This window comes from Streptomyces sp. NPDC033136, from assembly GCF_055578235.1.
In genome coordinates this window covers 235,566-259,765 of the sequence record NZ_JBVIPD010000003.1, presented here as the reverse complement: position 1 = coordinate 259,765, position 24,200 = coordinate 235,566, and the positions used below count along the sequence as shown (strand labels likewise).

Genomic DNA, 24,200 nt, shown 5'->3' with positions numbered 1-24,200 from the left:
GGCGAGGTCGGACCGACAGCGTCACTCCGGCCGGTAGCGGGCAGGACCCGGCAACTGCCGGGCCCTGCCCGCTCGGGCTTGGCCGATCGGTGCGGTGTCCAGAACGCACCGGGGTGCATGATCAGGCGGTCTCTGGTGCGGCGTCAGCCGCTGAACCGCTCACGCAACCGCCTGTAGTGGTCGGAGCAGGCCGCGTACGTGGGCAGCAGCCCCGCCTGCTCGGCCTCGGCCAGTGACGGTGCCTCGGCGTCCCTCGGCGAGAGGACGGCAGGGATGTCATCGGGCCAGGCGATGCCCAGCTCCGGGTCCAGTGGATTCACCCCGTGCTCGCGCTCCGGCGCGTAACCCGTCGAGCACAGGTAGACGACGGTGGCATCGTCGGTGAGCGCCATGAACGCGTGCCCGAGCCCTTCCGCGAGGAACACGGCGTGCCGGGTGTCGCTGTCGAGCCGCACTGCCTCCCAGCGGCCGAAGGCCGGGGAACCGACGCGGATGTCGATCACCACGTCCAGGACGGCACCGCGCACACACGTGACGTACTTGGCCTGTCCGGGCGGCACATCGGCGAAGTGCACACCCCGCAGCACGCCCCGGCGGGAGACCGAGCAGTTGGCCTGGGCCAGGGACAGGTCGTGGCCCGTCGCCTCGCGGAACTCCTCGCCCCGGTACCACTCGTGGAAGCTGCCCCGCTCGTCCGGGAAGACCTTGGGTTCCAGAACCCAGGCGCCCTCTATCCCCAGTGGTCGCATGCTGTCACTGCCCTCCGGTACTGATACGGGAAACCACCTTCCGGCGCGCGGCCCCGAGCACCCTCCGCGCACGTCGCGCCAGACGCAGCGCGGTGCCTGGCCCGGGTACCGGTGCCACGAGCACACTCCCGTCCCCGGCGCGCAGGGCGAACGGCAGTCCGGTGAAGCGGGCCCCGGCGGCCCCCGGGGTGAGGCACAGGGCCACCCGCCAGATACCGCCCGTCAGGCCCTCGGCGGGCAGCGCCGCCTCCAACACCGCGCTCGCCCCTGCCGCCCCCGGGGAGAGCGTGCCGGGCGTCTCGAGGGTCCGGCTGGCGGAGACGAACCTCAGCCGCACCTCGGTGTCGCCCGGGACGTGCAGCGGAAGCCGCACCCGGAACAGGCCCTCGGAGACCGTGACGTCCGCCTGCCGCACCCGGCCGAGTCCGAGCCGCTTGCCGCGCGTGCCCAGTTCCAGGGAGAGGTTGCCGTGCGGCTCCGTCCAGTACGGCAGGACCGCGCGCTCGCCGACGACACCCGCCTCCGGGGCGGGCCGGTTCCCCCGCGGGGCGGGGCCCAGGCGGCACTCCTTGGTCCAGCCGCCCAGCTTGACCCGGACGACCGCGTCCCAGGCGCCGTCGCGCGGCAGGTCGGACGGATCGACGGTGGCGGTCGCCCGCAGCACCAGCCGGGCCTCCTCGCCGTCCCCGACGGGCACGGACTCGCGCGTGAACCGGACCGGCTGGAAGTACTGCGCGGCGCTGGAGCGCTCCCGCAGCAGCAGATCCGCCGTGGCCTGCCCGAAGCGGGCGGCGGTCTCCGAGGCCACCCACCGCACGGCCTCCGTCACGTCCTTCGGCGTGTCGGTCAGCGGCGCCGCCTCGGCGCCGGCTGGAAGCGGCATCGGCTCCCCGGCGGACAGGTACTCGGCCGTGAAACCGATGGCGAGGGAGCCGTCCCGCCACTTGATGTCCCCGGGAGCCGCCTTGGGGGCGACACCGGACTCCCACTCGGCGAAGGCCACCACGTCGTCGTACCGGTCGGCCGCCGTCAGCGCGGCGACGACCTGCTGCGCCGGTTGCAGACCGGCCGCCACACCGGGCCCGAACCGCTCGACGACGATCTCGTGGATCTCCGCGAACAGCTCCCTGCGGTAGTCGTCCGGAAGGTTCAGTAAACGCCGGGCCCGCAGCCGCTCGACCATCTCCACGCGCAGCCAGCGCCGGAAGAGCTTGTCGCGCACCGGGCCGGGCTCGGTGTACCGCTCGACGACGTCGAGGGCCTCGCGGAGGTTCTTGAAGTAGCCGACGGGATCGAAGCGTTCGAAACCGGCGTTGGAGCCGTCGTCGCGCCGGAGGTGGTAGTAACAGACGTAGTCGCTGAGCACGGAGACGTTCTCCGCGCGCAGATACGCCTCGGCGATGAAGACGTGGTCCTCCAGGCGCCGCCTGCCCTCGGGGAAGCGCAGTCCGATGCGGTCCAGGAACGCGCGGCGGACCATCTTGTGCGGGGTGAGGCTGTCGATGAGCGGTGCGCTGTCGACCGTGGCGCGCGGATGGTTGCGGCGGAACAGCTCCACCGGCACCCCGCGGCCCTTGCCGGCCATCTTGCCCACGACGACGTCGGCGCCGTTGGCCACGCCGTAGTCGTACATCCGCTCCAGGGCCTCGTCGCCCAGGTAGTCGTCGTTGTCGACGAACATCACGAACTCGCCGCGGGAGGCCTCGATGCCGACGTTGCGGGGCTTGCCCGACCAGCCGGAGTTCTCCTGGTGGATGACCTTCATCCGGGGGTCCTCGGCGGCGAGCCGGTCGAGCCGGGCCGGGGTCTGGTCGGTCGAGCCGTCGTCGACGAAGATCACCTCGTACTCGTCGTGAGGCAGCGACTGCCGCTGCAGCGAGGAGATGCAGTCCTCGATGTAGGTCCCCGGGTTGTACACGGGGACGATGACGCTGACCTTGACCGGCATCGGGTTTCCGGGCCCCTTCGGGTCGCTTGCCGTAGACGTCCTGTTGTACTGCGTGTTGCCCGATGCTAACCCGGTCGGGTGGACGGTCTCGCGTCCGGACCCGCCGCCGAGACCGTGCCGTGATCATCTCGGCGGAGGGCCAACTGGGCTGTGTCGTCGGTCTGTTCGGGGTCAGGGGCGCGCCTCAGCCGGCGATGTCCACGCCGTAGCTCCGGGCGAGGGCGTCGAGGCCCTGGTCATACCCCTGCCCCACGGTGCGCAGGCGCCACAGCGAGCCGCGGCGGTAGAGCTCGGCCAGGAGCAGCGTGCGTTCGGTGGTCGCCGCGTCCAGAGTGGCCTGGACCAGGGGCGCGGCGCTGGTGCCCGGGCCTGAGCTGATGTGGATCGCGCCGACGTCGCCGAAGGTGGGCGTGCCGTCGATGGCGGCGGCGATCACCACCTTGCGGGCCGAGGGCGGCAGCGAGGAGAGGCCGACGCTGATCGTCTGCTCGGTCGGCCCGTCGCTGTGCAGCCGCACCGTCCCGCCCGGGTCCTCCGGTGCACCGTAGAAGACGAAGTCCTCGTCGAAGAGGACCTGTTCCTCCTCGTCGATGACGAAGGCGACCACGTCGATCTCACACGACGTCTGCTGGCCCCAGGACGCGGTGACGGTCCAGGGAACCGCCGCGTCCGGTCCGCCGGGCTGTGGCAGGTCCACGACGCCGCCGCGCGGGAGGACGCACGGGGCCGCGGGCCCGCGGCCCTGCCGGGGGAGCGGGACGATGACCGGGGCGTCCAGCCATGCGGCGTCGTGCGTGGGGAACGCGAGGGCGGTGATCCGCTTCATCCGGCGGTCCCGTTCGCCGCCGTCCAGCAGCACGACGTCGGTGACGCTCGCGGAGAGGTTGATCGCCGCCGCCCCGCCAAGCTCGACGATCCTGCTCCGGGCTGCCACGGCGCCGGGGTGAGTGCCGCCGAGCACCAGGACCCGCCGACCGGAGAGGAGGCGCTCCGGGGCTGGGCCGGCCGGGTGCGTCGGCGTGGACGTCGTCGCGGGTTCCGCCGGTCCGGGGAGGGCGGGGCGGGCGGACTCCTGGACCGGCACGGCGGTGTGAGTGGAGGCCAGGACCGGGGCGAAAGTCGCGGCGGGGGCCGCGGGTGAGGGGATCGTGGCTTCCGCGGGCCGCTCCCGCTCATGGGGTGTCCCCGGCCGTACATCCTCCAACAGCCGTACGAACACGGCCTCGTCGAGCACGAGCACCCCCTCCGCCAGGGCGCGCCGTGCCTTGGCGGATCCGGACGAGGCGTCGTTGGTGACCAGTGCGCTGGTGTGCCGGCTGACGGACGCCATGACCTTCAGCCCGGCCTCGATCGCCTGCCGCTCCAGCTCCGCGCGCGGCGTCCGCGTCTCACCGGTGATCGCGATCTTCATACCCTGGATCAACGGTCCGCCCTGCTCCGGCCGCCCCGGATTGCGGTACGCGCACGGAGCTTTGGGCGCCCGGGGCGCGAACCGGGGGTCCTGGCGCGGCGGGCAGGACACCAAGGGCAGCGGCAGTTCGAGACGAGCCGCCTCCCGCAGCGACGCGCGCAGCACACCCGCCAGCACCCGGGTGTCGTCGAGCGCGTCGTGGGCCCTGACCTGGGGGACGCTGTAATGGGCGGCGAGCGTGCCCAGCCTGAGGTCGTCGGTCGGCGGATCCACCCGCCGGTTCAGCGCGAGGGTGCACAGGCGCCGCGCCACCGGGAGCGGGGCACCGGCGCGGGCGAACTCGTGGGCGAGGAAGTCGTAGTCGAACTGGGCGTTGTGCGCGACCAGCACCCGGTCCCGCAGCATCGCCTCGATCCGCGGCGCGACCTGTTCGAAGGCCGGCGCGCCCCGCAGCTTCTCGGCCGTCAGCCCGTGGACGTGCACCGGCCCGGGATCGCAGCCGGGGTCGAGGAGCGTCGAGAACTCGCCGGTCTGCTCGCCGTCCGGGCCCAGCGTCACCACGGCCACGGACAGCACCCGGTCGCGACGGGCCACCAGCCCCGATGTCTCGACGTCGACCACCGCCCAGTCGTACGCGTAGTCACGCAGGCCGGACGGATCGAGGGCGGAGGAGAGGAGAGACATGGGGGAAGGATGGAGGGATCTTCACCGACGCTTCAACCTGAATGCCGGTTCATCCCCATAAGTGGATATTGCGATGACACCCTCTAGGGTGATGCCGTGCGCTTGCTCCTCATGTCCGACACCCATCTGCCCAAGCGGGCCAGGGAACTGCCCGCCCTCCTGCTGGCCGAACTCCCGCACGCCGACGTCGTGTTCCATGCCGGGGACTGGGTCGACACGGCCACCCTCGATCTGCTGGAGGCCCGAAGCCGCAGGCTCGTCGCCGTGTACGGCAACAACGACGGACCTGACCTGCGCGCCCGGCTGCCGGAGGTGGCGTACACGGAACTGGGCGGGCTGCGCTTCGGTGTGATCCACGAGACGGGCCCGAAGCAGGGCCGGGAGACGCGCTGCGCCGCCCGGTTCCCCGATCTCGACGTGCTGGTCTTCGGGCACAGCCACATCCCCTGGGACACCACGGCCCCCACCGGCCTGCGCCTGCTCAACCCGGGCTCCCCTACGGACCGCCGTCGTCAGCCCCATTGCACCTACATGACCGCCACCGTCGCTGATGGCCGCCTCACCGACGTGGCACTGCACCGGCTGCCGCCCCGCACGAGCTGAGGCGAGCCGGCCGCACGTCGGCGACCGCCCTCGGAGTGACCGTGCCGTGGTCGGCGCAGGGGCCGGGACGAGGGCGCGCGGCCCTGACTCACCGGGGGCGCGGCGGGTGCACCGCTCCCTCCGTGGCGGTGAGCGGCGCACCGGTGCCGCCCCACCGCAGCGCCACGATCTCGGCGGCGACCGAAACGGCCACCTCCTCGGGCGTACGGGCCCCGAGGTCGAGGCCGACCGGGGACCGCAGCCGGGACAGCTCGTGCTCGGTGAGCCCGGCCTCGGCCAGCCGATCGGCCCGGTCGGCGTGGGTGCGGCGACTGCCCATCGCCCCGATGTAGGCGGCCGGCCTGCGCAGTGCCTCCGTCAGCAGGGGTACGTCGAACTTGGGGTCGTGCGTGAGCACGCAGATGACCGTGTGCTCGTCGGTGCCGGTGTCGCGCAGATAGCGGTGCGGCCACTCCACGACCACCTCGACGCCCTCGGGGAAGCGCCGGGGCGTGGCGAAGACCGGGCGGGCGTCGCAGACGGTGACCCGGTAGCCGAGGAAGTCCCCGATGCGGGCCACGGCCGCCGCGTAGTCGATGGCGCCGAAGACCAGCATCCGCGGCGGCGGTGCGAAGGACTGCAGGAACACGGCGACGGCGTCCTCGCGGCGCTGTCCCCCGGGCCCGTAGTGCCGCAGGACGGTCGCGCCGCGGGCGAGCTCACCGCGGGCGTCGGCGGTCACGGCGGCGTCCAGACCGCCCGCGCCCAGCGTGCCCGAGACCCGGTCCGGCCAGACGGCGAGCGTCGCACCGCGCCGGGCCGGACCGTCGGCCACCGTGGCCACGGTCACCGGCTCGCCCGCCGTGACGGAGTCCGCGACCGCGCCGAAGGCGGGATCCCGCTCGGGCGTGACGGGACGCACCAGGAGCGTGAGCTCTCCGCCGCAGGTCAGGCCGACCGAGAAGGCGTCCTCGTCGCTGTAGCCGAAGGTCTGGAGCCGGGCCTCGCCACTCGCCACGACCTCCTGCGCCAGCTCGAACACCGCGCCCTCGACACAGCCGCCGGACACACTGCCCACGACCTCCCCGTCAGGGCCCACCGCCATCGCCGCGCCCGGGCCGCGGGGCGCGCTGCGGCTGACCTCGACCACCGTGGCCAGGCCGAACGGGAGCCCGGCCGCGTACCAGCCACCGAGCACCGGGAGAACGTCCCGCACGAGCCGCTCCTCTCCTCCGCACACCCCGCCGGGTACCCAGGCAGCGGTCATTCCGTTGTGGCCCTGCGGACCGGTCTGCTGTCCGCTGCACGGGACAGCGAGGCACCGAGCCGCCACCAGAAGGACCCGAACCCGTTCCTCGCGACGGCCGGCACCCTCGGCGCCCTCCTGCCGGCCTTCATCCGGCTCGCGGCCGTAACGGAGACGACGCGGAGCCGGGGCGGCCTCTGCGTCCTCGAAGGCACCGTGCCGACGGCCCGGGTGCACGCCCTCGGGCAGCGGCTGCCGGGGCTCACCCGGGGCGAGGGCGAGCTGGAGAGCGGGTTCGCTCACTATGCGCCAGTCGCGCACGGCGCGGTTCCCGAGCGTCCGCGCACCGACCACAACCCGCTGAACAGGAAGGAGTACTTGTTGAAGGTGACACGAAGGATGGGCGGTTGACGGGTGTCCGCTGGCCGAGAGGGAACTTACTCCAGAGTCAGGGGTGTTGACGGTGTCCTGATATCGCCGGACTGTAGTGGACATGCCGACTATCCGAGCGCGTCTCCTGGTCGTTCTGACTGTCCTCTTCGGCTCCGTGTCGGTGGCGGGCGTCCCGCCCGCCACCGCCGCGCCCCCTCCGGGCTCCCTGTGGTTCGACGACCCGACCGTCATCGTGCAGGGCGGCCGCTTCACCGACGCCCACGGGCGCGAGATCGTGCTGCGCGGCTACAACGTCTCTGGCGAGACCAAGCTCGCGGAGAACAAGGGCCTGCCCTTCGCCTCGGTCGCCGACGCCCGCAAGTCGGCGACCGCGCTGCGCGCCCTCGGCGGCGGCAACACCGTCCGCTTCCTGCTCTCCTGGGCGTACGCCGAGCCCGAGCGCGGCAAGACGGACACGGCCTACCTGTCCGCCGCCACCGAGCAGATGAAGGCGTTCCTCGACGCCGGCATCCGCGTCTATCCCGACTTCCACCAGGACCTCTACTCCCGGTACCTGTTCGACGCCGACAGCTGGTACACCGGCGACGGCGCCCCCAAGTGGGCGGTGGACGCCGGGAACTACCCCGACGAGTCCTGCGGCATCTGCCTCTTCTGGGGGCAGAACATCACCCAGAACGAGGCCGTGAAGCGCGCCACGTACGACTTCTGGCACAACGCGCACGGCGTGCAGGACGCCTTCCTCGCCACCGCCGAGAAGACCATGACGTACGTCCGGCAGCACCTGAGCGCCGACCAGTTCAAGGGCATCGCCGGCTTCGACCCCTACAACGAGCCGCACGCGGGCGTGTACGACTCCGGGCAGACCAGCCGCGCCTGGGAGAAGGACGTGCTGTGGCCGTTCTACGAGAAGTTCCGGGCCCGCATGGACACGGCCGGCTGGCGCGACAAGCCCGCCTTCGTGGAACCGAACCTGTTCTGGAACGCCAACCTCGACTTCCAGAAGCAGGAGGGCGGGCTGCTGGACGCCGGGAAACTCGGACCCCGCTACGTCTTCAACACCCACTTCTACGACCAGAAGGCCATCTCCGGCGTCTTCATGTGGGGCAAGGCGGCCGACGGCCAGTACGCGGGCGACTTCCGCACGGTCCGTGACCGCGCCGCCGCCGCGCAGACCGCCGCCGTCGTCAGCGAGTTCGGGCACCCGCTGGCGGGCCACGTCTCCGACAAGGCGCCGACCGTCCTCAAGGCGATGTACCAGGCCCTCGACTCCCGTCTGAAGGGCGCCGACTGGTGGTCCGACCCGGCGGCCTCGGGGCCGGTGCTCTCCGGCACGCAGTGGCAGTGGGACATCTACAACGGCCGTCACCGCGAGCTGATGAACGGCAACCCCGACAAGGTGCTCACCGACGGCGACGCCTGGAACGACGAGGACCTCTCCGCCGTACGCCTCGACGACTCGGGCAAGCCCGTGCTGCGCCAGGACGCCCGGCTCCTGGACCGCCTCTACCCGAGCGCCACGGCCGGCACGACCGTCGGCTTCACCTACGAGGACCGCTCCCGGGACGGCTCGACGACCCTGACCTGGAACCCCGTGCCCGGCTCGCTGCCGAACGTGCGGCAGCTGGTGGGGTCCGGGCAGTACGGGCTCCTGCTGTGGCGCTCGAACGGCGGCTCGGCGCCCACCGAGCTGCACCTGCCGGCGAGCTTCCCGGTCGCGTCCACCACGGTCGTCTCCGACCTGGGCACGGTCCACGCCCCGCCGGCGTACAGCTCGACGACCCCGGTCGGTGTGGCGCGGGAGCCCGGTGGCACGGGAAGCCGCCGCCTGCTGCTCACCGCGCCGGACTCGGGCGTCCTGCACTACGCGCTGGTGACCAACGGGGCGACTGCTCCCCCGGCGGACCTGCTCGCCGCGGCCCGAACCGAACTGGCTGCGTGGGCGACGAAGGAGGTCAACTAGCGGACGGGCTCGTCCAGTCGGCCGCGACTTGGCCGAGCCGGACGCGCTGCGGGTGGTCACCGACCGGTACGGACACGACCTTCTCGCCGGTGGCGAAGTCGATGGCCGTGACCTGGTCGGTGCCGCTCTCGGAGACGACGCAGGACTTGCCGTCACCGCTGACCGTGGCCCAGTAGGGCTTGGAGGCGGTGACGAGCGGGCCCTCCTTCAGGGTGGCGCGGTCGACCACGGTGGCGTAGTCGTCCATCGTGCCCGCGACGCACAGCTTGCTGCCGTCCGGGCTCATGGAGAGGCCGTGGTGGCGCGAGTCGTTGACGAACGTGGTGCGGTCGTCGCTGGTCGCCGGGTTCTTCGGCAGGGTCTTGGTGCGGGTGATCTTCTCGGTGGCGATGTCGTACTCGAAGAAGCCGTTGAAGAACGACACCTGGAAGTACAGCTTCGACTCGTCCGGCGAGAACACGGCGGGCCGGACCGCGTCCGAGTGGTCCTTCAGGCCGAGCGCGTCCAGGCGCGGGCGCATGTCGATGACCTTGACCCGCTGGTAGGTGGTCGCGTCCACGACGGTGATGCGCCGGTCGCCCTTCGTCCAGTCCAGCCACGGGGCGTCGGTCTGCGTGTTCACGTCGCCGATCGCCATGTTGTAGATGTACTTGCCGTCCTGGGTGAAGATGTTCTCGTGCGGCTTGTCGCCGGTGGCGAACCTGCCCAGCTCCTTGCCGGAGACGATGTCCAGGACGTGCACGGTGCTGGAGGTCGACGCCGACACAGCGACCCGCTTGCCGTCGGGGGAGACAGCCATGTGGTCGGAGCGGTAACCGGACACCGGGAAGCGCCAGTTGATCCGGCCGGAGGCGAGGTCGATGGAGACGACGTCGGCGAAGCTCGGCCGGGAGACGACCATCGACGTCCCGTCCGGTGTGGAGTACATGTCGTCGACGAACTGGTCGTGGCCCTCGCCGACGCTGTTGCGGATGGCCATGAAGTAGATCCACTTGATCGGATGGGCGTTGATCTCCGCCATCCGCTGGTCCTTGTCCGGGACGACGTTGATCCGGCCGATCTTCCCGAAGTCACCGGTCGATCTGATGACATCGGCGGTGCCGTCCCAGTTGTTGCCCACGAACAGCACCTCGCGCAGCGCGGCGGAGGGACTCGGGGCGGCCGTCGCCGCCGTCGCGGGGACGGCGGCGGTCAGGGCCAGGGCGGCGGTCAGGGAGCACAGGTGCCGTCGTCGGAAGACGGACATGGCTGATCCCTCCTCTGCGGTGGGGTGAGGAATCTGAATACACGTGCTTTCAGAGTGAACTTACTGCAAAGTAAGGAAGGGTGGTCTTCGGCACAAGACCGCGTACGACAAAATCGGTGCGCGAACGGGGATGAGTGTTCGGGCCGAGGAGGGGAGAGCCGGTGCCGGGCAGACTCAGGGCGCCGACCGGCCGTTACGGCGGCAAGACCGCCGAGGAGCGGCAGGCCGAGCGGCGCGGCCGGTTCCTCGACGCCGCGCTCCAGCTGTTCGGCGACACCCCCGGCTTCCGTGCCACCACGGTCGCGGCGCTCAGCGAGGCGGCCGGCCTGTCGACCCGTCAGTTCTACGAGGAGTTCCGCACCCTGGAGGACGCGCTCGCCGCGCTGCACCTCCAGGTCAACGACTGGGCGGAGGCGGCGGTGCTGGAGGCGGCCGCGGGCGCGGCCGGTCTGCCGCTCGTCGAGCGCGCCACGGCGATCTTCCGCGCCTACGCCGGGAACGTCGCCGCCGATCCGCGCCGGATCCGCATCACGTTCGTCGAGATCATCGGCGTCAGCCCGCGCCTGGAGGAGCAGCGGCTCGCCCGCCGCGCCGGCTGGGTCGACCTCATCTGCGCCGAGGCCGCCGCGGCCGCCGCGCGCGGGGAGGCCGCATCCCGCGACTACCGTCTCGCGGCGGCGGGCTTCATCGGCAGCGTCAACGGCCTGCTGCACGACTGGAGCGCCGGCTGGGTGGACGCGACGCTGGACGACGTCGTCGACGAACTGGTCCGGCAACTGCTGGGGATCCTGTGGCCCCCGGGCTGGAAACCGGAGCGGTGACGGCGGGACCGTCGTCACCCTCGCGTACGGCCACGCCCTGAACCGTGGGCCCCGGGGAAGGCCCGCCGGTAATCGCCGGGCGACACCCCGAGGTGCTTGAGGAAGTGGTGACGCAGGTTGTTGGCCGTACCCAGCCCGCTCAGTTCGCCGACCTTCTGGATCGGCAGGTCCGTCGCCTCCAGCAAGGACCGGGCGCGTCCGAGTCGCTGGTCGAGGAGCCACTGCAGCGGGGTCGTCCCGGTGGCGGCCTGGAGACGCCGGTAGAACGTACGCGGGCTCATGGCCGCCCGCCGCGCCAGGTCCGCCACGGTCAGCGGCCGGTCCAGGTGGGCCCTCGCCCACGCGAGGACGGGAGCCAGCCCCTCGTCGTCACTGGCCGGCACGGACACTTCGATGAACTGTGCCTGCCCGCCCGGCCGGTGGGCGGGCACCACCATGCGGCGCGCGAGCTGGTTGGCGACGTGCGCGCCGAGATCGCGCCGCACCAGATGCAGGCACAGGTCCAGCCCGGCGGTCAGTCCGGCGCTGGTGCAGACGTCGCCGTCGTCCACGTAGAGCACCGAAGCGTCGACCTCCACCTTCGGGTAGCGCTCGGCCAGTTGGGCGGTGTGCATCCAGTGGGCCGTCGCGCGCCGCCCGTCGAGCAGCCCCGCCTCGGCGAGCGCGAAGGCGCCGGTGCACAGGGACACCATGCGGGCCCCCGCGTCATGGGCGCGGCGCAGGGCATCGATCAGCTCCCGCGGCAGCGGCCTGCCCTCCTCGACGCATGCGTCGGGCACCGACGGCACGACGACCGTGCCGGCACCGGCCAGATCGTCCAGTCCGTACGGCGTGCGCAGACTCAGCCCCTGACCGCTCCCCTCCCCGGCCCCGACGCCGCACAGCCGCAACTCGTACCAGGGATCGGCCAGATCTGGCTGCGGCTTGCCGAACACGGTGCAGGGGATGCTCAGTTCGTACAGATCCCACGAGGGGACCCCGATCTCTTCGGTCACCACCACGGCCACGGAACCGGCGCTCATGCCCGAAGCGTATGGCAGGAATTTGGTGGAGGGCGTCACCACTGTCACTGTTCCCGATCTTCGCACCCTGCGAACGTGGCCGTACGTGATCACACCGCACGTACGAACACCCCTGCACACGCGAGGAGTTGCACCATGACCGCAGCAGACCAGGCCGTCACCGTCCTCGGACTGGGCTCGATGGGCTCGGCCCTGGCCGCCGCGCTGCTGGACCGCGGGCACCCGACCACCGTCTGGAACCGGTCCCCGGACAAGGCCGGGCCCCTGGTCGAGCGCGGCGCCCGCCAGGCCGCGACCCCGGAAGAGGCGATCGCCACCGCCCCGCTGGTCATCGCCTGCGTCCTCGACTACGAGGCGCTGCACACCGTGCTCGACCCGGCCGCCGCTGCACTGAAGGGCAGAACCCTGGTCAACCTCACCTCCGGCTCCCCCGAGCAGGCCCGGGAAGCCGTCCGGTGGGCCGATGCCCAAGGGGTCGACTACCTAGACGGCGCCATCATGACCACCCCGCCCGGAGTCGGCGACCCCGCCATGATGTTCCTCTACAGCGGCTCCCAGCAGGTCTTCGAGGCCCACCGCCCCACCCTGGACGCCCTCGGCGACCCCCTGTACCTGGGCACCGACCCCGGCCTCGCCTCCCTCTACGACGCCGCGCTGCTCGGTCTGATGTGGTCCACCATGACCGGCTGGCTGCACGGCACCGCCCTGGTCGGCGCCGAAGGAACCACCGCCGCCGCCTTCACTCCCGTCGCGACGCGCTGGCTGACGGCCGTGGCGGGCTTCCTCACCACCTACGCCCCGCAGGTGGACGCCGGCCGCTACCCGGGCGACGACGCCACCGTCGACGTGCAGATCGCGGCCATCGGCCATCTCATCCACGCGGCGGGGGCCCGAGGCATCGACAACGCCCTCCCGGAGCTGCTGAAGGCCGCGATGGAGAAGGCCAGCGCCGCGGGCCACGGGTCCGACAGCTACGCCAGCCTGATCGAGGTGCTGCGCCCCGCGCCGCGGGACTGAGCGGGCCGGCGCGAGGCCGGCACGACGAAGTCCGCCGCCACGAGGAACGGGCGAGGGAGAGGTGCTCCGCAGTCGTACAGCGCCTGGATGCGCTGAGTCACGCCCCGGGCGCGGGCCCGACGACCGTCACCAGGCCGCGGGAGCGGACCGCGGGCGCCGCGGCCCGGGGCGAGGCCGGCGACGCCCTACTCGTCCCAGGCCTGCACCAGGGTCTGCTCGGCGATCTTGCCGCCGCGCAGCGAGATCATCGACTCGGACAGGACGCGCACACCGTCCGCGTACTCGCAGCTCTCGCTGTAGGCGGCCTCGTCGCCCTGGATGACGCACCGCTCCAGCTTGTGCGACATGTCACGGCTGTAGACGTCCTCCAGCATCCGGCCGATCTCGTCCCGGCCGTGCAGGACCTTGGGGTGGCTGGGCTGGGTCGTGCGGTCCACGATCCGCATCTCGGCGTCGTCGGCGTAGAGGGAGAGCAGGATCTCCGGGTTCTCTCCTTCCAAGCCACGGCGGAGTGTCTCGCTGTCGAAGGCGGGATCTGCGGCGGTTCCCATGGTGACCTCCTTCGAAGGGTCTCTCTTCCCGAGCCTCCTCCCGCCCGGCGGCCCCGGCAAGCGCAGGGACGCTGGGCGGCCCGACGGGTGAGCGGGGGCGCGTGCCCGTGTCCGCCGGAGGGCCTCCGGCGTTGCGACATACATGATCTCAACCCGACGTATCGTCGCCGCCGTTGGTCTCGCCGCTGGGGTCACCGGCCTCGCCGCGCCGATGGAGCAGGCGGCCGACGCCGGGGCGAAGAGCCCGCTCAGCCCGATGGCCACGCTCGGCTCGCTGACCGTGAGCGACATCCCCGCCGCGCACCAGGACGAGATCCCGCTGCCTTCCTCGCAGCTGGCCGGGCTCAACCGTCTCAACGACCTCACCAGCTGAACCAGGTCGTCGGCCTGGTCTCCCCGGTCTTCGGCTTCCTCCCGAACGTCCGCTGACGACCGCGCCCGCGTGAGGACCGCCCGGTCCGGGCGGTCCTCACCCATGCCTGGCCTCAGTCCGCTGCGGCCAGGAACTGCGTCGCCGCCAGCTCCGCGTACAGCGGGTCCGCCGTCACCAGTTCGCGGTGGGTGCCGACGGCCCGGACCCGGCCCGCGTCCATCACCACGATCCGGTCGGCCGTCGTCACCGTCGACAGCCGGTGCGCCACCACCAGGACCGTCGTCGTCCGGGCCACGTCCGCGACGGTGTCGCGCAGCGCCGCCTCGTTCACCGCGTCCAGCTGCGAGGTCGCCTCGTCGAGCAGCAGCAGCCGGGGCCGGCGCAGCAGCGCGCGGGCGATCGCCACACGCTGGCGCTCGCCGCCCGACAGCTTGGTGCCCCGGTGCCCGACGAGCGTGTCGAGACCGTCCGGGAGCCGGGCGACCAGACCGTCGAGACGCGTCGTCTTCAGCACCCGCGTGAGGGCGTCCTCGTCCGCGTCCGGATGGCCCAGCAGCAGGTTGTCCCGCAGGGAGCCCGACAGGACCGGCGCGTCCTGCTCCACGTAGCCGATCGCGGCGCGCAGCACGGGCAGCTCCCAGTCGTTCAGGTTCCGTCCGTCGAGCGTGATCACGCCGGAGTCGGGGTCGTAGAACCGCTCGATCAGGGAGAAGACGGTGGTCTTGCCGGCGCCGGACGGGCCCACGAACGCCGTCATGCCCTGCGCGGGCACGGTGAACGTCACGCCGTGGTGGACGTACGGCAGATCATCCGCGTAGCGGAAGCGGACGTCGTCGAAGGCGAGCGCGGCGGGCCGGGCGCCGGGGGAGGGGAGCGGTGCCGGCGCGGCGGCCGGTTCCGCCGGAAGGCGCAGTGCCTCCTGGATGCGGGTGAGGGCCGCGGCGCCCGTCTGGTACTGCGTGACGGCGCCGACGACCTGCTGTATCGGTGACATCAGGTAGAAGACGTACAGCAGGAACGCGACCAGCGTGCCCACGTCCACGGCGCCCGTCGCGACCCGGGCGCCACCCACCGCGAGCACCGTGATGAACGCGATCTGCATGGCCAGCCCCGCCGTGTTGCCCGCGGCCGCCGACCACTTGGCGGCGCGCACGCTCTGCCGCCACGACTCCCGTGCCGCACCGTGGAGCGTGATCTCCTCCCGGTGCTCGGCGCCGGAGGCCTTCACCGTGCGCAGGGCGCCGAGGGTCCGCTCCAGCGACGCGCCCATGATCCCCACCGCGTCCTGCGCCTGCCGGCTCGCCTTGTTGATGCGCGGCACGATCACGCCGAGGACCACGCCCGCGCCCAGGATCACGGCCAGCGTGACGCCCAGCAGCACGGCGTCCACCAGGCCCATCATCACCACCGTCGCGACGAGCGTGAGACCGCCCGTGCCCAGGCCCACCAGCGAGTTCGTGGTGACCGAGCGCAGCAGCGTGGTGTCGGAGGTGATGCGGGCCATCAGGTCGCCGGGCTCGCTGCGGTCCACGGCCGGGATCCGCAGCCGCAGCAGATACGACGACAGGGCCTGCCGCGCGCCGAGCACCACCGACTCGGCGGTGCGCTGCAGCACGTACGACCCCAGTGCGCCCACCGCCGCGTTGGTCATCACCAGCGCCGACATCGCCAGCAGCGCGCCGGTGATGGCCCGATCGTGCGACAGGTCCTCGATGAGGCCCCGCGCCACCAGCGGCAGCAGCAGGCCGGTCGCGCCGGTGACCAGGGAGAGCACGGCACCGGCGAGCAGGGACCAGCGGTGCGGCCGTACGTATCCGAGGAGCAGCCGCCAGGGGGGTGTGGCGGTCTCGGTCTCTGCGATGCTCACGTCGCTCCCTCGGCGTCGGCGGAGCGTTCAGGCTACGTCGCCGGTGGCCCGCGTGGCCTGCCCTTTCATGGACAGCGGCGTGGCCGATCCGCGCCCCTTGCCGATCAGGCGCGCGTAGGGTCGGGAGGGAACGGACCCCGGCCGACGAAGGAGTCAGCACCATGGCGCAGGAAGTACGCGGTGTGATCGCACCCGGCAAGGACGAGCCGGTGCGGATCGAGACCATCGTGGTGCCCGATCCCGGCCCGGGCGAGGCGGTCGTGCGCGTCCAGGCCTGCGGGGTGTGCCACACCGACCTGCACTACAAGCAGGGCGGCATCAACGACGACTTCCCGTTCCTGCTCGGCCACGAGGCCGCGGGCGTGGTCGAGGCGGTCGGCGACGGCGTCACCGACGTCGAGCCCGGCGACTTCGTGATCCTCAACTGGCGTGCGGTGTGCGGGAAGTGCCGGGCCTGTCTGCGCGGGCGGCCCTGGTACTGCTTCGACACCCACAACGCGCGGCAGCGGATGACGCTCCTCGACGGCACCGAACTGTCCCCGGCCCTCGGCATCGGCGCCTTCGCCGAGAAGACCCTGGTCGCCGCCGGGCAGTGCACCAAGGTCGACCCGGCCGTCGCCCCGCAGGTGGCCGGACTGCTCGGCTGCGGCGTCATGGCCGGCATCGGCGCAGCCCTCAACACCGGCACCGTCGGCAGGGGCGACTCGGTCGCCGTCATCGGCTGCGGCGGTGTCGGCGACGCGGCCGTCGCCGGATCGCACCTGGCCGGAGCGGCGACGATCATCGCCGTCGACATCGACGACCGCAAACTGCGGACGGCCCGGACGATGGGCGCCACCCACACGGTCAACTCGCGCCAGACCGACCCCGTCGAGGCGATCCGCGAACTCACCGGCGGCTTCGGCGCCGACGTCGTCATCGAGGCCGTCGGACGCCCGGAGACCTACCGGCAGGCCTTCTACGCCCGCGACCTCGCGGGCACGGTCGTCCTGGTCGGCGTCCCCACGCCCGAGATGAAGCTCGAACTGCCCCTGCTCGACGTCTTCGGCCGCGGCGGAGCGCTGAAGTCGAGCTGGTACGGCGACTGCCTGCCCTCCCGGGACTTCCCCATGCTGATCGACCTGCATCTGCAAGGGCGCCTGGACCTCGGGGCGTTCGTCACCGAGACCATCCGGCTCGACGAGGTGGAGAAGGCGTTCGAGCGGATGCACCACGGCGACGTGCTGCGCTCGGTGGTGGTGCTGTGATGACCGCCCGCGTCGAACACCTTGTCACCTCCGGCCGGTTCAGCCTCGACGGCGGCACCTGGGACGTCGACAACAACGTGTGGATCGTCGGCGACGACCACGAGGCGATCGTCATCGACGCCGCCCACGACGCCGACGCCATCGCCGGGGCCGTCGGCGACCGCCGGCTGACCGCGATCGTGTGCACGCACGCCCACAACGACCACATCGACGCCGCCCCCGCGCTCGCCGAGCGCACCGGCGCCACCATCTGGCTGCACCACGACGACCTGCCCTTGTGGAAGCAGACCCACCCGGACCGCGACCCCGACGCCTGGCTGGTCGACGGCCAGGTCATCGAGGCCGGCGGCGCCGGCCTGCGAGTCCTGCACACCCCGGGGCACGCGCCCGGGGCGGTCTGCCTGTACGACCCGGGACTGGGCACCGTCTTCACCGGAGACACTCTCTTCCAGGGCGGCCCGGGTGCCACCGGCCGGTCCTTCTCGCACTTCCCGACGATCATCGACTCGATCCGCGACCGGCTGCTCACCCTGCCGCCCGGGACGACGGTCCGCACCGGCCACGGGGACTCCACCACCATCGGCGCGGAGGCCCCGCACCTGCAGGAGTGGATCGCCCGGGGGCACTGACCGCGTGTCGCCGGTAAAAGGCGACAGAGGATGTCCGGCTTACCCGTCACGCTGAGAGCGGCAAGCAGTCGAGGGCACGGGAGGCCGGACATGTCAGCTCCGTCGCAGGGCAAGGTCGCACTGGTCGCAGGGGCGACCCGGGGCGCCGGGCGGGGGATCGCCGTGGAACTCGGCGCCGCCGGCGCCACCGTCTACGTCACCGGCCGCACCACCCGGGCCCGCCGCTCGGAGTACGACCGGCCGGAGACCATCGAGGACACCGCCGACCTGGTCACCGAGGCCGGCGGCCGGGGCGTCGCCGTACCCACCGACCACCTCGACCCGGCGCAGGTCCGCGCCCTCGTCGACCGCATCGCGGACGAGCAGGGCCGCCTCGACGTCCTCGTCAACGACATCTGGGGCGGCGAGAAGCTCTTCGAGTGGGACACCCCGCTCTGGGAGCACGACCTCGACAACGGCCTGCGCCTGCTCCGGCTCGCCGTCGAGACGCACGCCGTCACCAGCCACCACGCCCTGCCCCTGCTGCTGCGCAACCCCGGCGGCCTGGTCGTCGAGGTCACCGACGGCACCGCCGACTACAACCGCGACACCTACCGCGTGAACTTCTTCTACGACCTCGCCAAGGCATCCGTCCTGCGCATGGCCTTCGCCCTCGGCCACGAACTCGGCCCGCGCGGCGCCACCGCCGTCGCCCTCACCCCCGGCTGGCTCCGCTCGGAACTCATGCTGGACGGCTTCGGGGTACGCGAGGACAACTGGCGCGACGCCCTGGAACGCGTCCCCCACTTCGCGATCTCGGAGACCCCGCGCTATGTGGGCCGGGCCGTGACCGCGCTCGCCGCCGACCCGGACGTGGCCCGTTTCAACGGCCGGTCCCTCTCCAGCGGCGGCCTCGCCCAGGTGTACGGCTTCACCGACCTCGACGGCAGCCGTCCGGACGCCTGGCGCTACCTCGTCGAGGTTCAGGACGCGGGCAAGCCGGCGGACACCACCGGCTACCGGTGACACGGACGGTCACCGATGGCCCGGCCGGGGCAGGCCGTGACCCCGCCTCCCCGCTTTTCTCCTGGTCACGGCTCCGTACCGGCCGGGCCGATCCGTGGGGAATGTCACTGTTCGGTCCCAGCGCGGCCGACCGCACAACCGGAACCCCCTCATGTCCGTCTAGCTGGCAGACACCGCAGACCCACTTCCGTGAAAGGGCTGACCAGCCATGGGGGACGTACGCAGACGGGGTGCCGTCGCACTCGGGATCACCGGCCTGGTGGCACCGCTCACGCTCGCGCTCGGCGCCACGCCGGCCGCGGCCGCGAGCTGCACCACGCAGACCGGCCCGTACCAGAAGAAGGTGGAGAAGTTCCTCGGCCGCCCGGTCGACGGCAAGCAGTCCGCCGCCGACTGCAAGGCCATCCGCGCCTTCCAGACCAAGCACGGCATCTCACCGAACATCGGCTACGCCGGGCCCGTCACCTGGGGCGTGATGGACCTGATGCAGAAGCAGAAGGCCGTCGGGAAGAACCCCAACAAGGACGGCAAGTGCCCGGTGAACAAGGGCCGGATCGCCTGTGTGAACCTGACGCTCCAGCTGAGCTGGATCCAGGACGGCAAGAAGCTCGTCTACGGCCCCGTCCCGGTCCGCACCGGCCGCGACGGGTACGAGACCCGCACCGGCCTGAAGAAGATCTACTGGCGCAACATCGACCACGTCTCGTCCATATACGACGTGCCGATGCCCTACGCCCAGTTCTTCGACGGCGGCCAGGCCTTCCACCAGGCCGGCGTCAGCATGTGGAACCCGCCGGGCTCCCGCGGCTGCGTCAACATGACCAAGACCGACGCCAAGAAGTACTGGTCGCTGTTGAAGAAAAACGACGACGTCTACGTGTACGGCCGCAAGCCGGGCACCTGATCCCGGGCACCCGGCCTGCGCGAGACTCCTACTCGGGCGCGTCCCCGAAGTCCGGGATCTCCAGCCGCACGCCACCCTGCCGCGCCGACTCGTGCGCGACGATGCCCGGCAGGGTGTAGCGGGCGGCCACCCACGCGTTCACCGACGGCAGCGTGCGGTCGTTGACGGCGGTCACGAAGTCGTCCACCAGGAAGTGGTGACTGCCCTCGTGGCCGTTGTGGAGGTGGTCGAACTCCCTGGGCAGCCGCGCACGGTCGTGCACGGGCGCCGACCCGGAGGTGAAGGCGGCCCGCAGCTCCGGCGCGATGTGCTGCAGCGACGGGTCGTCGGGCGCCATGGTGGGCTTGGGCTCCAGCAGTTCGCTGATGTCCTTCACCCCCATCTTGTCCTGCCACAGGGCGACCGTGGCGAGCTGCTCCATGCTCGCCTCGGTGCCGAAGAAGCGGAAACGCGACTCCCGTATGTGCGAGGGGTAGCCGACCCGACGGAACTCGTTCGTACGGAACGAGCCGCCGCCCGCCACCTCGAACAGCGCGGTGGCGTTGGAGACGTCGTTGCCGAACTGGCTGACGTCCTTGTCGAAGACGCCGTCGCCCCGGTCGTCGACGACCCCGATCGCCGACACGCTGACCGCGTGGGTCTTCCAGGCGCCCAGCACCCCGCCGACCGCGTGCGTCGGGTACAGCAGCGGGGGATAGCTGGCGGTCGCCTTCCAGTTCTCGCCGCCGCTGTACTGGTAGGCCTCGTAGAACCCCAGGTCCATGTCGTGGACGTAGTCGCCCTCGGCGTAGAACAGCCGCCCGAAGGCGCCCTCGGCGATCTGGTTGCGGGCGTGGACCGTCGCCGGGTTGTACTCGCTGGTCTCGCCCATCATGTACGTCAGCCCGGTGGCCTTGACCGCGTCGATGATCGCGGCGATCTCCTCCGTGGTGATCGCCATGGGGACGGCGGAGTACACGTGCTTGCCGGCGTTGAGGCCCTGGAGCACCAAAGGCCCGTGCGTCCAGCGCTGCGTGAAGATCGCGACGGCGTCGACGTCCTCCGATTCCAGCATGGCCTGGTACGACGGGAAGGTGCCCGCCAGCCTCTGGGTGGCGGCGAGTTGCCCGGCCCGCTCGGGCAGCAGGTCGGTGACGTAGACGGCGCTGACGCCGGGGTGGGCCTGGAACAGCGTGGCGAACTGGCCCGAGAACTGTCCGGCGCCGACGATGCCGATGGAGAACGTCATGTAAGGCGTGCCCTTCACTGGTCGGGGATCACTGCGAGAGGATCAGGTTGATCTGTTCGTTGGTCTCGTCGAGGCTGCTGACCGGCTTGCCGGTGCCGTAGATGTCCTCCATCGCGGGCGACATGAGCGCCGTCATGTCCGCCGAGTAGCTGGCGATGGGGTACGAGAAGGTCCGGAAGTTCTTCTTGTCGGCCACGGGGCGGGTGAACGATGAGACGTCGATGCCCTTCTTCCGGTAGGCGGCGACGGAGGCCTCGGTCCCGGCCTTCGTCGCGGGGAAGACGACGCCGTAGCCGCCGACGACCTTCTGGCACTTGTCCGAGGCCAGATACGCCACCCACTTCTTGGCGCCTTCCTTGTTCTCGGAGGCCTTGGTGACGGAGTCGGCGAGGCCGTTCATCATGGTGGCGCGCTTGCCGGTCGGGCCGACCGGCGTCAGGGCGGTCTTGATGTCCCGGCCCTTGAAGCCCGCGTACGTGGAGATCATCCAGGCCCCGTCGAAGGCGGTGGCTGCCCTACCCGCGGCGACCTGGGTGTTCGCCTGGTTGGACTGGACGTTGTAGTCGGACAGCGGCGGCATGTAGCCCTTCTTCGCCAGACCGAAGTACCACTTGATGACCGACTGGAAGGTCTTGCTGTCGTACTGGTACTTCGTGCCCCAGCGGGGCTTGTCCAGGTAGCTCCACCCGGCGGAGGCGGCGAAGTTGCTCCACTGGGTCTGGCCGTCACCGAAGCCGCCGCCGTTGCTGGCCAGGCCGTACACCTTGACGTTGTTCTTGTCGAAGCCCGGCTCGTCGCCCCGCTTGCCGTTCCTGTCGACCGTGAGGTGAGCGATCGCCTTCTCGAAGGTGCCGCCGTCCTCCGGGTTCCAGGAGAGGCTGTTGAGTTGCTCGGCGGTGAGACCGGCCTCCTTCGTCATCGTCTCGTCGTAGAAGAGCGCGACGGTGTCCCAGTCCTTGGGGGCGCCGTAGCGGTGGCCGTCCTTCCCGATCCAGTTGGCGGCGAGGCCCGGCTGGTAGTCGGAGTTCTCGATGCCGAGGTCGTCGAGCGGCTCGAGCACCTCAAGGTCGGCGAACTGGCCGAAGTTCTGGATGTGGTCGGTGAACACGTCCGGCTGGGTGCCCGCGATGAACCCGGCGGTGAGCTTGGTCCAGTAGTCGCTCCAGCCCAGCTGGGTGATCTTGACCTTCAGTCCGGGGTTCTCCTTCTCGAACCCCTTGGCGCAGGCCTGGTAGGCGGGCAGCTGGTTGGCGTCCCACAGCCAGTACGTGACCGTGTTCGCGGCGGACCCGGCGGCGCCTTGCTGCGCGCACCCGCTGGCCAGGGACAGCGCCAGCGCTCCGGTCGCCGCGACGAGCGTACGAATTCGCATCTTAGTCCCCTTACTTGATCCCGGTGAAGCCGATGGAGCTGACGATGCGGCGCGCGAAGCAGGCGAACAGCACCAGCATCGGCAGCGCGGCGATCAGCGTCGCCGCCATGAGCCCGGACCAGTCGACTCCGGTCTGCGGGGTCTGCGCCCGGAAGACCGCCAGTGCCACGGTCAGCACGCGGGAGCTGTCGCTGTAGGAGACCATCAGCGGCCAGAAGTAGTCGTTCCAGGAGGTGATGTACGTCAGCACGCCGAGCGTGACGATCGGCGTGGACGCCATCGGCAGCACCACCCGGAAGAAGATCTTGATCTTCCCGGCGCCGTCGAGCAGCGCGGCCTCCTCGACCTCCTGGGGGATGTTCATGAAGAACTGGCGCAGGAAGAACACCGCGAACGGGGTCATGAACATGGTGGGCAGCGCGATGCCCAGGAGCGTGTCCACCAGGTGCAGTTGCTTGATGAGCACGAAGTTCGGCAGCAGCGTGAAGATGGCCGGCACCATCATCCCGGCCAGGAACAGCCCGAACACCGCGTCCCGGCCGCGCCAGCGCAACCGCGCGAAGGCGTACGCGGCCATCGCGGAGAAGAAGAGCTGACAGCCGGTGATCAGGGTCGAGACCAGCACCGAGTTGAGCAGATAACGCCAGAAGTCGAGCCCGCCGCCCGCGCCGCCCTGCGCGATGGCCTCCTCGGCGGACTGCAGGCCCAGGGCGCGTGCGAAGCCGCTCGCGGTGAGGTCCACGGGCAGAGGGTTGGTCGGGTCGGCGTTGAGCCCCGCGTTGGTGGAGAGCGCGGTGCGCAGGATCCAGTAGAACGGCAGCAGGGTGACGAGCATGATCAGGCCCATCACGGTCCAGGCGGCGGCCCGCCCGAAGGGGAACCCGCGCCGCACCGGTCGCACGGTCGTCGGCGTCGTGGTCGTCACAGCCATGGCGTGTCTCCCTTCCGTCAGCCGAGGTCGGTCCGGCCGGCCCGGGTGAGCCGGTACTGGAGGATGGTGATCGCGCTCAGCACGAGCAGCAGGGCCACGGACATGGCCGAGGCGTAGCCGAACTGGAAGCGGCCGAAGGCAGCTCCGTAGATGTAGTACTGGAGGACGTTGGTGGCGTTCGCCGGGCCGCCCGCGGTGGTCACGGCCACGGTGTCGAACACCTGGAACGACCCGATCACCGTCATGATCAGCACGACCGCGAGCACCGGCCGCAGCAGCGGCATGGTGATCCGCCAGAACATCCGCCACTCGCTCGCGCCGTCGACCCGGGCCGCCTCGTACATGTCGTTCGGGATCGCCTGCAGACCGGCGAACAGCAGCAGGGCGGTGTATCCGACGTGGCGCCAGACGTTGATGAGCGCGATCGTCGGGATCGCCCAGGTCTCGTCGGCGAGGAACGGGATGCGGTCGGCGCCGAGGGCGCTGATGATCTCGTTGCCGATGCCGAGCTGGGTGTCGAGGATCCACAGCCAGACCAGACCCGCGACCACGTTCGACATCAGGTACGGCGTGAGTACGAGGCCGCGCAGCATCGCCGACTGCGTCAGCCGCTGGAGCAGCACGGCGATGGCGAGTGCCGCGACGGTCTGGACGCCGATGTTGATGACGACGTACTCGACGGTGACCGTCAGCGAGTTCCAGAAGATGGGGTCGTTGACCATGCGGACGTAGTTGTCCAGGCCCACCCACTGAGCCGGCGTCAGCAGGTTGAAGCGGGTGAAGCTCAGGTAGATTCCGCGGAGCGTCGGCCAGAGCAGGAAGACCACGAAGCCGAGCAGCGCCGGCGCGATGAAGAGCGCGGCCAGGCGCCCGTCCCCCCGGTCCTCGCCGGACGCCCCCGGTCGCGTCCTGGTCCTGCTGCGGGGCTCCGCTGCGCCGCCCGCGGGCAGACGCGACGGAGGACTGCTGGAGGCGATGGTCATCGGGAGACTCCCTCGCATGCGGCGGCTCGTC

At 71.3% G+C, this 24,200-nt stretch carries 21 protein-coding genes and 1 pseudogene; 10 read left to right on the top strand and 12 right to left on the bottom strand.

What is annotated here, in order from left to right; genetic code table 11:
* Positions 1-143 precede the first annotated feature (143 nt).
* From rfbC to ACZ5TL_RS06865, 3 genes are all read right to left on the bottom strand, one after another.
* The gene (gene rfbC / locus ACZ5TL_RS06875; protein WP_468588318.1) at positions 144-749 is read right to left on the bottom strand and encodes a dTDP-4-dehydrorhamnose 3,5-epimerase; all 606 of its coding nucleotides are present in this window, start codon (positions 747-749) and stop codon (positions 144-146) included.
* Positions 750-753: 4 nt separating this feature from the next.
* Complete coding sequence (locus ACZ5TL_RS06870; RefSeq protein WP_468588317.1) at positions 754-2,697, bottom strand: glycosyltransferase family 2 protein; 1,944 nt, start codon at positions 2,695-2,697, stop codon at positions 754-756.
* Positions 2,698-2,881: 184 nt separating this feature from the next.
* Complete coding sequence (locus ACZ5TL_RS06865) at positions 2,882-4,792, bottom strand: TerD family protein (protein ID WP_468588316.1); 1,911 nt, start codon at positions 4,790-4,792, stop codon at positions 2,882-2,884.
* A 96-nt stretch (positions 4,793-4,888) separates the two neighbouring features.
* Between ACZ5TL_RS06865 and ACZ5TL_RS06860 the strand changes: the two genes are divergently transcribed.
* Complete coding sequence (locus ACZ5TL_RS06860) at positions 4,889-5,395, top strand: metallophosphoesterase family protein (protein WP_468588315.1); 507 nt, start codon at positions 4,889-4,891, stop codon at positions 5,393-5,395.
* A gap of 88 nt (positions 5,396-5,483) precedes the next feature.
* Here ACZ5TL_RS06860 and ACZ5TL_RS06855 read toward each other — a convergent pair whose 3' ends face one another.
* Positions 5,484-6,590 carry an XdhC family protein gene (locus ACZ5TL_RS06855; protein ID WP_468588314.1) on the bottom strand — a complete coding sequence of 369 codons (1,107 nt, stop codon included), beginning with the start codon at positions 6,588-6,590 and terminating at the stop codon, positions 5,484-5,486.
* Positions 6,591-6,731: 141 nt separating this feature from the next.
* Here ACZ5TL_RS06855 and ACZ5TL_RS06850 point away from each other — a divergent pair.
* Positions 6,732-7,031: pseudogene (locus tag ACZ5TL_RS06850) on the top strand (GTP-binding protein); the annotation flags it as partial.
* Positions 7,032-7,113: 82 nt separating this feature from the next.
* Positions 7,114-8,973, top strand: coding sequence for a cellulase family glycosylhydrolase (locus ACZ5TL_RS06845; RefSeq protein ID WP_468588313.1), 1,860 nt, complete (start codon positions 7,114-7,116; stop codon positions 8,971-8,973).
* On the opposite strand, the gene ACZ5TL_RS06840 is transcribed toward ACZ5TL_RS06845, so the two are convergent.
* Positions 8,966-10,219 (bottom strand): YncE family protein, encoded by a 1,254-nt coding sequence (locus tag ACZ5TL_RS06840; protein WP_468588312.1) that lies wholly within the window; start codon positions 10,217-10,219, stop codon positions 8,966-8,968. The genes ACZ5TL_RS06845 and ACZ5TL_RS06840 overlap by 8 nt on opposite strands.
* Before the next feature lie 161 nt (positions 10,220-10,380).
* On the opposite strand from ACZ5TL_RS06840, the gene ACZ5TL_RS06835 reads away from it, so the two are divergent.
* A complete protein-coding gene (locus tag ACZ5TL_RS06835) occupies positions 10,381-11,040 on the top strand; it encodes a TetR/AcrR family transcriptional regulator (RefSeq protein WP_468588311.1) in 660 nt (219 codons plus the stop codon).
* 14 nt (positions 11,041-11,054) lie between these two features.
* Here the strand turns inward: ACZ5TL_RS06835 and ACZ5TL_RS06830 are convergent, their stop codons facing one another.
* Positions 11,055-12,041, bottom strand: coding sequence for a GlxA family transcriptional regulator (locus ACZ5TL_RS06830; RefSeq protein WP_468588574.1), 987 nt, complete (start codon positions 12,039-12,041; stop codon positions 11,055-11,057).
* Positions 12,042-12,197: 156 nt separating this feature from the next.
* On the opposite strand from ACZ5TL_RS06830, the gene ACZ5TL_RS06825 reads away from it, so the two are divergent.
* Positions 12,198-13,079, top strand: coding sequence for an NAD(P)-dependent oxidoreductase (locus tag ACZ5TL_RS06825; RefSeq protein WP_468588310.1), 882 nt, complete (start codon positions 12,198-12,200; stop codon positions 13,077-13,079).
* Between the two features lie 185 nt (positions 13,080-13,264).
* Here the strand turns inward: ACZ5TL_RS06825 and ACZ5TL_RS06820 are convergent, their stop codons facing one another.
* Positions 13,265-13,630 carry a nuclear transport factor 2 family protein gene (locus ACZ5TL_RS06820; RefSeq protein WP_468588309.1) on the bottom strand — a complete coding sequence of 122 codons (366 nt, stop codon included), beginning with the start codon at positions 13,628-13,630 and terminating at the stop codon, positions 13,265-13,267.
* 142 nt (positions 13,631-13,772) lie between these two features.
* Here ACZ5TL_RS06820 and ACZ5TL_RS06815 point away from each other — a divergent pair, with 142 nt between their 5' ends.
* On the top strand, positions 13,773-14,003 hold the full coding sequence (locus ACZ5TL_RS06815) for a hypothetical protein (RefSeq protein WP_468588308.1): 231 nt from the start codon (positions 13,773-13,775) through the stop codon (positions 14,001-14,003).
* Between the two features lie 112 nt (positions 14,004-14,115).
* Here ACZ5TL_RS06815 and ACZ5TL_RS06810 read toward each other — a convergent pair whose 3' ends face one another.
* Positions 14,116-15,870, bottom strand: coding sequence for an ABC transporter ATP-binding protein (locus ACZ5TL_RS06810; protein ID WP_468588307.1), 1,755 nt, complete (start codon positions 15,868-15,870; stop codon positions 14,116-14,118).
* Positions 15,871-16,031: 161 nt separating this feature from the next.
* On the opposite strand from ACZ5TL_RS06810, the gene ACZ5TL_RS06805 reads away from it, so the two are divergent.
* From ACZ5TL_RS06805 to ACZ5TL_RS06790, 4 genes are all read left to right on the top strand, one after another.
* Positions 16,032-17,117 (top strand): S-(hydroxymethyl)mycothiol dehydrogenase, encoded by a 1,086-nt coding sequence (locus ACZ5TL_RS06805; protein ID WP_468588306.1) that lies wholly within the window; start codon positions 16,032-16,034, stop codon positions 17,115-17,117.
* On the top strand, positions 17,117-17,746 hold the full coding sequence (locus ACZ5TL_RS06800) for an MBL fold metallo-hydrolase (protein ID WP_468588305.1): 630 nt from the start codon (positions 17,117-17,119) through the stop codon (positions 17,744-17,746). Before ACZ5TL_RS06805 ends, ACZ5TL_RS06800 begins: the two co-directional genes overlap by 1 nt.
* A 90-nt stretch (positions 17,747-17,836) precedes the next feature.
* Positions 17,837-18,751, top strand: coding sequence for an SDR family oxidoreductase (locus tag ACZ5TL_RS06795; RefSeq protein WP_468588304.1), 915 nt, complete (start codon positions 17,837-17,839; stop codon positions 18,749-18,751).
* Between the two features lie 208 nt (positions 18,752-18,959).
* Positions 18,960-19,655, top strand: a complete 696-nt coding sequence (locus ACZ5TL_RS06790; protein WP_468588303.1) for a L,D-transpeptidase family protein — start codon at positions 18,960-18,962, stop codon at positions 19,653-19,655.
* Between the two features lie 28 nt (positions 19,656-19,683).
* Here the strand turns inward: ACZ5TL_RS06790 and ACZ5TL_RS06785 are convergent, their stop codons facing one another.
* The 4 genes from ACZ5TL_RS06785 to ACZ5TL_RS06770 are packed head-to-tail and all read right to left on the bottom strand — an operon-like array spanning position 19,684 to position 24,169.
* Positions 19,684-20,883, bottom strand: a complete 1,200-nt coding sequence (locus ACZ5TL_RS06785; RefSeq protein WP_468588302.1) for a Gfo/Idh/MocA family protein — start codon at positions 20,881-20,883, stop codon at positions 19,684-19,686.
* A 28-nt stretch (positions 20,884-20,911) separates the two neighbouring features.
* Positions 20,912-22,255 carry an ABC transporter substrate-binding protein gene (locus tag ACZ5TL_RS06780; RefSeq protein WP_468588301.1) on the bottom strand — a complete coding sequence of 448 codons (1,344 nt, stop codon included), beginning with the start codon at positions 22,253-22,255 and terminating at the stop codon, positions 20,912-20,914.
* A 10-nt stretch (positions 22,256-22,265) separates the two neighbouring features.
* Entirely contained in the window at positions 22,266-23,186 is a 921-nt protein-coding gene (locus ACZ5TL_RS06775) for a carbohydrate ABC transporter permease (protein WP_468588300.1), read from the bottom strand.
* Positions 23,187-23,203: 17 nt separating this feature from the next.
* Positions 23,204-24,169 (bottom strand): carbohydrate ABC transporter permease, encoded by a 966-nt coding sequence (locus tag ACZ5TL_RS06770; protein WP_468588299.1) that lies wholly within the window; start codon positions 24,167-24,169, stop codon positions 23,204-23,206.
* Positions 24,170-24,200 lie beyond the last annotated feature (31 nt).